Source organism: Allofrancisella frigidaquae (genome assembly GCF_012222825.1).
Classification (GTDB): domain Bacteria; phylum Pseudomonadota; class Gammaproteobacteria; order Francisellales; family Francisellaceae; genus Francisella; species Francisella frigidaquae.
In genome coordinates, this window is record NZ_CP038017.1 from 1324326 (window position 1) to 1335337 (window position 11012).

Genomic DNA, 11012 nt, shown 5'->3' on the forward strand with positions numbered 1-11012 from the left:
TTTAGGGTCCTATTCTACACTATAAAAGATTCTTATTAAACATATACTGAAACATCAAGCGTAATAGTATTCATATGCTGGCCACTATAAAGCTTTTGGTACGCGTACTCTGGGCCAAATAGCACATTATCATCAAAATAAGCTCGCTGAGCAGAAACAATAAATTGGTTTTGAATACCTGAGGCTGCTCGTCCAAAACTAATAGGCGAAGAGGCTATAGCCATTGGTATATTAGCAGCATTATAAGATTGACCATAGGATGCACCAAAGTTAGTATTTCTACCAAAAAGTTCCAGTGAATAGTTAAGAGCCGTATACCATGCACCTGCAAGAACGTTATTACCTGTGCCATTGAAGTTTTCTTCGTTAGTTGTAGTTGCCCAACCTGCTTGAACCTGCCAAAAACCTCCTAACATAGCATATCCTACGTTGGCATCAAGGTTAAAAACACCCACATTATCATTCTCTTGTGGTGTATCTTTTAATGCTCCTGCAAGAGCACTATTACCTGCACCGGCCATATTAAATACATATCCAACGTTAAAACCAGCTGCTAGATTTTCTGATAAACTATCAGCATAAAATAAACCTGTAGAAAAGTTAGCACGTCTATCATCTGAACCAAACACCGCCACATTGGCGTTGATAGTATCAGACTTATAATTAAGAGAAACGTTAGTGACTTGTCCCGGTGATAAAAAATTCTTAATTATACCCGAAGTTAAAGTACCACCACCACCATAAGAACCAACAGATAGCTTGTTTCTACCTGCAGTTACAAAGAAAGGCGATGTATCTAAGTTACCAAACATTACGAAAGCATTACCTAAGTTAAAATTACCAGATTCGTCTGTATCAAAATCAAACTGAGCTGTAACATAATGACCAAGGTTTGATAAGAAATATAAGTTTGCAGCTGTTAGATAAATATTTTGACCATTACTTTGGGATATATCATTATTATTTTTCGTAATTGGACTACCAAAAAACACTTGCGCATCAGTTTCTAAAAAGCCCCCAAAGAAAACTGAGTAATCGTCAAATTTACTTCTTTGACCCATCAATGTAGAAGCAAAAAGGTTTGAAGATATCATTCCAATTGGGATACTATTGTTACCTGAATATGAACCTAAAAAGGCTATTTGACCTTGGGTTGTAATTGGAGGTGCTCCCCCTACATCAATACCTCCGCTTTTGTTAAATACCCCTCCAAAAGACTGGTTTCCTAAGTTTACAATAGCATGATCTGAACTAACATTTTCTAAAATATCTGAATTGTCACTATCTATAAAAGATTCCTTCAGAGATGCATTAGGATTTGCTCTTCCAAAATCTTTATTATCATCTACTTTAGAGCTATAAGTTGTAAACTGAGACCCGCCACTAGAAGTGTTATTAAAATTTGTTTGTTGTTTTTTTAATTGTTGTAACTGACCTTGTAATTGCTGGACTTGTTGTTGCAACTGTAACAGTAGCTTTCTTTCATCTATGTTTGTCGTATTGGTACCTGTAGCACTGCTACTATCTGATGATTTATCATCAATATCCTGTTCACCAATACTTGTAAAACCTAACGGCCCACCTTGGGAAGCAACTTCAGGAGAATTTTCTGCAGAATAACCAAAGCTCCAACAAGACAGAATACCACCAACAATAGCGTAAGTTTTACTTAATTTTCTAAACATTAAAAACCCCGGGTAAGTTAATCAAAAACACATATATTTTTTTGATTTTAGCAATTAAGAATAACATTTTCAACAACTAAACAATAGAAATCTTAACAACTGAGAAATTACGCCTATTTTATCACAATATTAAATTAAACAGGAGAAAAAACTAAAATTTTTAATTGCTTATATTGGCATATATGGAGCATAGGTCGGCGTCCAAGAAGCAAGATTTATTAATCTATCTATTTCTTGAGCTAACTCTTCATCAGTCATATCTTCTAGGTCTATATCTACTTCATGTACACCTTCTACTATAGCTTGTTTAACTACAGCTTTTGTAATTTCTTTAGTCACTTCCACTAAGTCTGTGATTTTCGCTAGTAATGGTTGTGTAATATCTTCGTTAATAACCATAGGTGACAATTCACTCAATCTATAACAAGCTGCCCTAATCATTCCACTAGTTAAAACTCTAGCATGTACAGCAACGCATCCTAGACCTAACCCTGGGAAAATAAAGGCGTTATTACCTTGTGATATACGATATTTCTTACCATTATATTCAACATCTGGGAATGGACTACCTGTAGCTATTAGAGCTTTACCGTCAGTCCATTTAACAATATCTTCCGGTAAAGCTTCACATAATGAAGTAGGATTAGAAAGAGGCATAATAATAGGATAACTATTATGCTTAGCCATTTCTTTTATTATCTCTTCGGTAAATGATCCTGGCTGACCAGATGTGCCTATTAGAATTTTAGCCTTAGTGTTTTTTACAGTTTCTTCTAAGGTGATACAATTTATGTCAGCAACGTTCCACTTATTAAACTCTTTTGAGCTTTTTATAAACAACCTTTGTTCAGGAGTAACCCGTTTTGCTTTTAACTTATCAGTTACCAAACCATACCTATCAACTAGATAAATATTCTGCCTTGCCCTCTCAATAGAAACTTGAGATCTATCTGCTATCATATCAGCAATCTGTCTGGCTATACCACAACCTGCACTACCTGCGCCAAAAATTACTACTTTAATGTTACTAATACTACTTATAGCTTGCTCTGTGGTTAGTTCTCCTGCGTTGATTCTGATAGAATTCACAGTTTTTAATCCCGCTATACAATTAGCTGCTGCAACAATACCTGTACCTTCTATATCATCATTAAAAGTGCATAATCTTTCTTTGTATTTCTCAAGAATACGTGTAGCATTATCTCTACCAATATCTTCCCAATGTAAAAACACATTAGGAAACCTACTTTTAACTTGTGTTACAAACTCTTCAATAAATTCATCATAAGTTTCTCCTGAGACTCTTGGCAAGCGCATACCCAAATATCCAGGCGCGCTTAGTAGTTCATCATTATTAGTGCCCATGTCAAGCTGCACAGGTAGAACTCTAGCCGGATCTATACCACTTGCAGCAACATATACCATAATTTTGCCTATACTGATATTCATGCCACCTATGCCTTGGTCACCTATACCAAGCACAGCTTCACCATCAGTAACCAAAACCAAATCAATACTATTAAAGTCATACCTTTCTAGAATTTTACCAATATGCTTTTTATGATTAATTGAAATAAATAAACCACTTTGTTTTCTAAACTGGCTACTATACTTTTGTACAGCTTCACCAACAGTTGGAGTGTATATTATCGGCATTATTTCTTCTAAATTCTCACGTACAAAATGATAAAAAAGTGTAAGGTTAAAATCATGTAACCTATTGAGAAAAACGTACTTTTCTAGTGAGTTAGGCTTAAGATCAAGCTGCCTTCTGACTCTAAGAGCCTGCTCTTCCAAGCTTTCCACCTTCTCTGGTAGATACCCTACTAAGTCAAAAACTATTCTCTCTTCTTGACTAAAAGCTACGTCCTTATTTAAAACGCGATTATTTAGTAACTTTCTACCTGTAAGGTTCGTTTCAATTGCAAAAACTTTTCCAGTTTTATTTCTTAATTTTCTTATTCTTTTCTTTTCCATATATAGCCAAAGGTTAAATTGTACAAAAACTATAATACACTAATGCTCTTTTACAGCTAATAAGTATCTAACAGCAGTTGCTTTTTTTCAACAAAAAATGAATACTATAATGCTATTAGTTATGGTTTTTCCAACATCCAATAAAACATTAGTAATGAACATAATAACCCACCTAAACAAATTCTCTAGTACCCAGAATACAGCTGTAGCAATAGGAGCTTTTGATGGGGTTCATTTAGGACATCAAACCGTAATTAATGAACTTCTTTCAATCTCATATTTAAATATTTTAGCTCCTTTTGTTTTTTTCTTTGAACCTTTACCCAAAGAGTTTTTTAGAAAAGAAAAACTTCCTACTAGAATTTATGACTTTAGAAACAAAATTATAAATATTAATCATGCAGGGATAAAAAACATTATTTGTCAAAAATTTAATGAGCAATTTGCCAATATTGATGCCGAGGAATTTGTCACTGAATACCTTGTTAAAAAACTAAAAATCAAGCATATAATTATTGGTGATGACTTTAAATTTGGTAAAAACCGTAAAGGAGACTATAAGCTTTTGGAACAACTCTCAAAAAAATATGACTTTCAGGTTGATAAAATATCTACTTTAACTCTTAACAACCAACGCATTAGTAGCAGCCAAATACGTACAGCTATTGAAAACCACCAGCTTGAAAATGCTGCAAAGCTACTAGGAAAACCACTAAGAATAAACTCACGAGTTATACACGGACAAAAAAACGGTAGAAAAATAGGTTTCCATACTGCAAACCAAAAATTACTTAAAAACTCTGTGTTAAAAGGTGTCTATTTAACTAAAATATATATTGATGATGATATTTTTTATGGTGTTTCTAACGCCGGAACCAGACCAACTATGGACGGCAAAAAAAACCTCTTAGAAACTCATATATTCGATTTTGATAAAGAAATTTATAAAAAGCATATTACTGTAGAAATACTTAAATTTATTCGTGCTGAAAAGAAATTTAACTCCTTTGAGGAGCTAAAAGACCAAATAGCCAAAGATATACAAACAGCAAAAAGATTGATAACTACATCCTAGACTATTAACATAACTAGCTTTGTACTTTATAATTTGTATTTAAATAGTTTGATTTCATTAAACTTTAAATTAATCATATACCAAATAAACTAAGGAATCCGCATGAGTGATTACAAAGACACTTTAAATCTTCCTAAAACCTCTTTTTCCATGAAAGGTAACCTTGCAAACAAAGAGCCCATGATTCTTAACAAATGGGAAAAACAAGGTATCTACAAAAAAATCCGTGAGCATTTTGCTGGAAGAAATAAATTTATACTTCATGATGGGCCCCCTTATGCTAATGGAAATATACATGTTGGCCATGCTGTTAATAAAATTCTTAAAGATATTATAGTAAAATCAAAAACTTTAAGTGGTTACGATGCTCCATATATTCCAACATGGGATTGCCACGGTTTGCCAATTGAGCTACAAGTTGAAAAAAAATATGGTAAAGCTGGACAAAAGATAGATGAAAATACTTTCAGAAAAGAATGTCGTAAATATGCAAAACAACAAGTAGAGTTACAAAAAAAAGATTTTAAAAGATTAGGTGTATTAGGAGACTGGGAAAACCCTTATCTGACAATGGACTTTGAATACGAAGCTAACATGATAAGAACTTTAGCTAAAATAATCTCAAACGGTCATCTAAGTAAAGGATTTAAGCCCGTACACTGGTGTACTGATTGTAGCTCAGCATTAGCTGAAGCTGAAGTTGAGTATATGGATAAAGTCTCACCAGCAATCGATGTAAAATTTAAAGTAAAAGACCATGATAAACTTGCTAAAGCGTTTGGATTAGAATCTCTAAAAAATGAAGCTTTTGCGGTGATATGGACTACCACCCCATGGACACTACCTGCTAACCAAGCTATTGCTGTACACGATAATCTTAATTATAGTCTAGTAGAAATTGATAACTTTTACATAATACTAGCTAGTGGCTTAATTGAGCAAACTTTAAAAAGGTACGCTACAGATAATGCTAAAATTATCGCAACAACTACTGGAGATAAGCTAACCGGTATATTTGTTGAACACCCTTTTTACAGCCGCCATGTTCCTATTTTACATGGTGATCATGTGACTGATACTGATGGTACTGGTATGGTTCATACAGCTCCTACTCATGGTGTAGAAGATTTCTCTATAGGTAAAGAACATAATCTGTCTATGGAATCCTTTGTAAAAGGCAATGGTTGTTATAGTGAAAATACTAAACTCTTTGCCGGTGAATTCATTTTCAAAGCTAATGATCGAATAGTAGAGCTTTTAGGTGAAAGAAAACGTTTAATGAATTTTGATAAAGTTAAACATAGCTATCCTCATTGCTGGCGTCATAAAACCCCTTTAATGTTTAGAGCTACCCCACAGTGGTTTATAAGCATGGAGAAACAGAATTTACGCAATAACGCGATGACTGCTATTAAAAACACACTGTGGATTCCTTCATGGGGTCAAAACCGTATAGAAGCTATGATGAAAGACAGACCTGACTGGTGCATCTCTCGTCAAAGAACTTGGGGAGTACCGCTACCACTGTTTATACATAAAGATACAGAAGAGCTACATCCAAATACAGCTGAAATTCTTGAGAAAGTAGCCAAAAAAATAGAAAAAGGTGGTATTGAAGCTTGGTTTAATGCTGATGATAGCGAATTCATATCAGAAACTAACGAATATAAATCTGTAAAAGATACTTTAGATGTTTGGTTTGACTCAGGATCATCCAGCATGTGTGTATTAGACAAAGACCCTCAATTAAGTTACCCTGCTGATCTATATTTAGAAGGGTCAGACCAACATCGTGGTTGGTTCCAAACCTCTCTACTTGTTGGATTATCTGCTAAAGGAGAAAAACCTTTCAAGGAAGTTTTAACTCATGGCTTTGTAGTTGATGAACATGGCCGTAAGATGTCTAAATCTTTAGGTAATGTCACATCTCCTCAAGATATCTATAATACTTTAGGAGCTGACATCTTGCGTTTATGGGTTGCTTCTAGTGACTATAAAAGTGAAATGGCTGTGTCAGACCAAATTCTTAAAAGAACAGCTGATACATACCGTAGATTGCGTAATACAGCAAGGTTTTTATTATCAAACCTAACTGGTTTTGATCCTAAGTCTGATATCATAGAATTTGACAAGTTAGTCAAACTTGACCAGTGGGCTATAGCAAAAACAAAAGAATTTCAGGATAAAGTAATTCAAGCTTATGAAAACTATCAAACTCATACTGTAGCGCAGCTAATACATCATTTTTGCTCAATTGAAATGGGTAGCTTTTATCTTGATATTATTAAAGATAGACAATACACGGCTAAAACTGATGGACATCCACGTAAGTCAGCACAAACTGCAATTTACCATATTGTGCATGCATTAGTTAGATGGATAGCTCCGATCTTATCATATACAGCTGATGAAATCTGGGAAGCTGCTCCAAAAACTACCGATCTACCAATACAGTTATGTGAATGGTATACAGAGTTAAAATCATTCTCGCCTACTGATGAATTAGATTTAGATTTCTGGGCAAAAATTCAAGAAGTTCGATCTGAAGTAAATAGAGTACTCGAGATAAAGAGAAATGAAGGTCTTATTGGAGCATCTTTGGAAGCAAAAATAACCCTTTATGCTGACAAACAAAACTATGAACTTCTAGCAAAAATTGAGGATGAACTAAGGTTTTTACTAATATCTTCTGAAGCTGAGTTAAAAAATCTTAGTGAAAAGTCTAGTATTGCCACTCAATCAAGTATACAAGGTTTATATATCGACATTCAAAAATTACAAGAACCAAAATGCGAAAGGTGTTGGCACCGTAGCTCTACAGTTGGCGAAAATCCTGAACATAAAGATATATGCAGTCGTTGCATAGAAAATATTACAATGGAATTAGGGGAGTCTCGCAAATATGCTTAGACCTAAACTTAAGTATTTTGGATTAGCTATTATAATCATAGCTCTTGATTTGTATACCAAATACTTAGCTAACATCAACTTAAATTTTGCTACTCCTGTTAAAGTAACAAGCTTTTTTAACTTAACTTTATTGTATAACCATGGAGCAGCATTTAGCTTTTTAAGTAATAGCCAAACCTCATGGCAACTAATTATGTTCTCGTCGATTTCATTGATAGCTGCAGTCATACTAATATACTTAATTATCAAACAACCAATACAAGGTAAATTAAATCTAATCTCTTTTTCATTAATACTTGGTGGTGCGTTAGGAAATTTTTATGACCGAGCTTTTAGAGGGTTTGTAATAGACTTCTTAGATTTTCATCTTGGTAACTACCACTGGCCTGCTTTTAATATTGCAGATTCAGCAATCACTTGTGGGGTCATATTGATAATCTTAAAGTCTTTTACTAAAAAACCTTAGTTTAAATTAAACATATTTTACAGACAAATTTTAGGCAATACGTTTGAGACATCTGACGCTTAGCTTAAAAATAAAAATTAGATTCAAACTAATAAGACTGTTGCAAGTTGAAATTAAACAGATGATAACAAGTAAATACTGATATAAAAGTATTCCTCGCTGAAACAGATTGTTCATAAAAAAGACGAACAAATTAGATTCCATGTGCATTAAGTATATTTTTTGTTTCGCAAAAATATTTAAATATACTTACATACATATTGTAAAAAATTTTGTTCGGAACCTAAATTTATCATACAACATATCTAAATTTGATAAACATATGTAAAAAAAGCAAGTTGAAATTATAGATTACTGGGAAAAACTTATGTAACATAGACGCCAGGAAGCTATTGTAACAGATAACTCTAAAACTTAAGGAAACGTTTATTTCATGAAAACCCTACATATAATGAATAGTCTTGATCTAAAAACTGAATTTACAGTCCATTTAAGTGGCCGATTAAAGTTGATGGAAAACTCTGATTTCATTATGTTACAACCCTCAGATTATGGTCCTAAAGAATATTTAGATGCTGACATATGGTGGTCAACTATTGAAAACATGCCTAAAATTAATTGTCTTGATGCTAAAAAATATGACAGAATTATATGGTATAGTCATGGTGGACTAATCTCTACAACAGATGGTTCCCATGAAAACTTAGATCGCACCATGATATATGGAGTAAACTATGGTAAATTACAAGCAAGTGGACGGTTCTTTAGTGCATTATTAGGTTACTTTGAAAACGTGAACGAACTTGTTCTTATGTGTTGTAATAGTGCAGGATATAACCATATACAAGAACCTGAAATCCAACAGATCATATCAAAAAGAGAGGCTAATTATAAAGATCTTGCTCGTAACATTCGTAACTTTAGACGTCAACTGGCTCTTAAAAAAGTAATTTCTCAGGAGCAGATAAAAAAATGTTATGAGCAAAAACTTCAAGAAATAAAGAAAAAAACAATGACAAAAATAAATGGTTCTTTTTTATATCTCTCCATGCATGAAAATGATATGGATAGATATTTCAAAATGGACTACCAAAAATTCTTTGCAGGACTTGCAAATGGACGGTTACGTGGCACTGCACTGGACAAAATTGTTTTTACCTTATCCGTTGATCATAACGACAGATGCATCTCTGTTTACGGAGCAGGATCAAGTTTAAAAGCATTGCAAATGCTATCATTTATCGAAGATGATAAATATCGATTCGCAACCACAACGGAGAGATTAAACCGATTCCAACTTTGTTATCCTAATTATCTGGATATGTCTTTGAACCCAAAACAACAAAATTTACTTGTCAATCGAGATAAACTAGAAGACAATGACAATCCACTTAAACCAAGATCTTATTTTTTCAAAAAGCGAACAGCCGATCATGGACTTGTCTTTTATGGCAGAAAAAATGAACCTATGTTCGATTATAATGCTTCTGATATTATTCAGTATGGTTCTAAAGGAGGGCAGAATTTTGGAAAATATACCATACCTAGAACGTTTCCAAATGAGTTACCCAATAAAAATTCCTATTACCAATACTTCATTCCAAACTAATATTAAGAATAAATTGATATAAGTAAACCTATTATTACCTAGCGATTTTTAATAGTTTCACACTTGCTTTAATCTAACTGCACTATCAAAACCTTATCACATATTGCCTTTAACCTTGAAATGAAATTAGTGCAAGTTAATAAAGTCATAAACTAACACAAGTAGTACATACTTTCGTCTTATATAATCCTTGCTTGATTTTCATACCCTTGCCACTTAATGGGTTATTTATTTTAGTAACTCACCTTGCTCTGTCAAGCTTGGGTAACCACCGCGGCCAGTGCCAAAAAAGAGATCTCCTATAGTAATATTATCACTACCGTCCCAAACAAAATCACCTTGATAGTGGTCTCCTTTTAAAGTCCTCCACTTTCTGAAAATACCTTGGAAACTACACTTAAAACTATCTCTATATGGGCTGTTTAGATCCCGAAAGTTATTATCATAACCTTGGCTACTTTGAAAAAGCGTTTCTAGAGACAAACTACTCTCAAACTTAAGCTTTTTATACGCGATCATGTCCACATTTATATCTATATTCATACTTCTGCTGGTACTACGATTATAATAACCAAGCTAAGTATGTACAAGTCAAGTCTCTAAAGATGTGCACAAACCACGCTCAAGGATTAAAATCCAAAATTTACTTAAAGCTAGTTTAAGAATTACAAACTTTTACTTTACAGTGTTTTTTTATAATCATTATAAAATTTACGAGCTAAGAAATTATTATCTCCGTAAACTATACTATATTTAGTTTGCTTAGCTCGAGAATTCTGTTCCATTAAGATACCAACATAATGAACATCAGGCATAGGCTTATTAACCTCTGCTATAATTGTAGCTACTGCTGGTAATTTTTCATCAACTACTATAGTGTATTCTTCATGCTTAAGGTAACTTACCAATTTATTATACCTGACATCAAAGTCTTCACCATCTAAGAGAATTACTTGATCCGGGTGATTTGCAACTAAAAATCGCATTCCCTCAACTGTATTTGTATATTTATCAAAACTAATTTCCTTAACATTTTGGTCTCTAGTTAGTCTATTATAATGATCTATATTATCTTGAATGTCTTCTCTAATTGTACAAGAACTAATAACTAAAGCGCCTACACCTATAAGAAATATTTTCTTTAACATTTATAAACCTATAAACACTCAATATATAACTATTATATCCAAAAGACATAGATTTATAAATTTATATCAACCCTAAAACAGGGATTAGACTTTATTTAAGATTTAAATATTCATACAATATAACAAACTTTCCAATAAATAC

8 protein-coding genes are annotated in these 11012 nt (G+C 33.1%); 4 read left to right on the forward strand and 4 right to left on the reverse strand.

Annotated elements, in window-relative coordinates; all coding sequences use genetic code 11:
• Positions 1–35 precede the first annotated feature (35 nt).
• Together E3E15_RS06260 and E3E15_RS06265 are read right to left on the reverse strand one after the other, a co-directional pair.
• A complete protein-coding gene (locus E3E15_RS06260; protein WP_172107005.1) occupies positions 36–1685 on the reverse strand; it encodes a DUF3573 domain-containing protein in 1650 nt (549 codons plus the stop codon).
• A 168-nt stretch (positions 1686–1853) separates the two neighbouring features.
• Positions 1854–3662 (reverse strand): NAD-dependent malic enzyme, encoded by a 1809-nt coding sequence (locus E3E15_RS06265; RefSeq protein ID WP_172107006.1) that lies wholly within the window; start codon positions 3660–3662, stop codon positions 1854–1856.
• Positions 3663–3816: 154 nt separating this feature from the next.
• On the opposite strand from E3E15_RS06265, the gene ribF reads away from it, so the two are divergent.
• From ribF to E3E15_RS06285, 4 genes are all read left to right on the forward strand, one after another.
• A complete protein-coding gene (gene ribF / locus E3E15_RS06270; RefSeq protein ID WP_172107249.1) occupies positions 3817–4737 on the forward strand; it encodes a bifunctional riboflavin kinase/FAD synthetase in 921 nt (306 codons plus the stop codon).
• A 102-nt stretch (positions 4738–4839) separates the two neighbouring features.
• Positions 4840–7647: an isoleucine--tRNA ligase gene (gene ileS / locus E3E15_RS06275; protein WP_172107007.1), complete on the forward strand. Its 2808-nt coding sequence runs from the start codon at positions 4840–4842 to the stop codon at positions 7645–7647.
• A complete protein-coding gene (gene lspA / locus E3E15_RS06280; protein WP_035720055.1) occupies positions 7640–8113 on the forward strand; it encodes a signal peptidase II in 474 nt (157 codons plus the stop codon). Before ileS ends, lspA begins: the two co-directional genes overlap by 8 nt.
• Positions 8114–8564: 451 nt before the next feature.
• Positions 8565–9722: a hypothetical protein gene (locus tag E3E15_RS06285; protein WP_172107008.1), complete on the forward strand. Its 1158-nt coding sequence runs from the start codon at positions 8565–8567 to the stop codon at positions 9720–9722.
• Positions 9723–9950: 228 nt separating this feature from the next.
• Here the strand turns inward: E3E15_RS06285 and E3E15_RS06290 are convergent, their stop codons facing one another.
• Both E3E15_RS06290 and E3E15_RS06295 read right to left on the reverse strand, forming a co-directional pair.
• Positions 9951–10265 carry a hypothetical protein gene (locus E3E15_RS06290; protein WP_172107009.1) on the reverse strand — a complete coding sequence of 105 codons (315 nt, stop codon included), beginning with the start codon at positions 10263–10265 and terminating at the stop codon, positions 9951–9953.
• 137 nt (positions 10266–10402) lie between these two features.
• Positions 10403–10870, reverse strand: coding sequence for a hypothetical protein (locus tag E3E15_RS06295; RefSeq protein ID WP_035720061.1), 468 nt, complete (start codon positions 10868–10870; stop codon positions 10403–10405).
• Positions 10871–11012 lie beyond the last annotated feature (142 nt).

What these genes read in the sequence shown, in the direction of transcription:
- ileS (WP_172107007.1), top strand. Translation starts at nt 4,840, where the DNA reads ATGAGTGATTACAAAGACACTTTAAATCTTCCTAAAACCTCTTTTTCC.
- lspA (WP_035720055.1), top strand. Translation starts at nt 7,640, where the DNA reads ATGCTTAGACCTAAACTTAAGTATTTTGGATTAGCTATTATAATCATA.
- E3E15_RS06295 (WP_035720061.1), bottom strand. Translation starts at nt 10,870, where the DNA reads ATGTTAAAGAAAATATTTCTTATAGGTGTAGGCGCTTTAGTTATTAGT.
- E3E15_RS06265 (WP_172107006.1), bottom strand. Translation starts at nt 3,662, where the DNA reads ATGGAAAAGAAAAGAATAAGAAAATTAAGAAATAAAACTGGAAAAGTT.
- E3E15_RS06260 (WP_172107005.1), bottom strand. Translation starts at nt 1,685, where the DNA reads ATGTTTAGAAAATTAAGTAAAACTTACGCTATTGTTGGTGGTATTCTG.
- E3E15_RS06285 (WP_172107008.1), top strand. Translation starts at nt 8,565, where the DNA reads ATGAATAGTCTTGATCTAAAAACTGAATTTACAGTCCATTTAAGTGGC.
- ribF (WP_172107249.1), top strand. Translation starts at nt 3,817, where the DNA reads ATGAACATAATAACCCACCTAAACAAATTCTCTAGTACCCAGAATACA.
- E3E15_RS06290 (WP_172107009.1), bottom strand. Translation starts at nt 10,265, where the DNA reads ATGAATATAGATATAAATGTGGACATGATCGCGTATAAAAAGCTTAAG.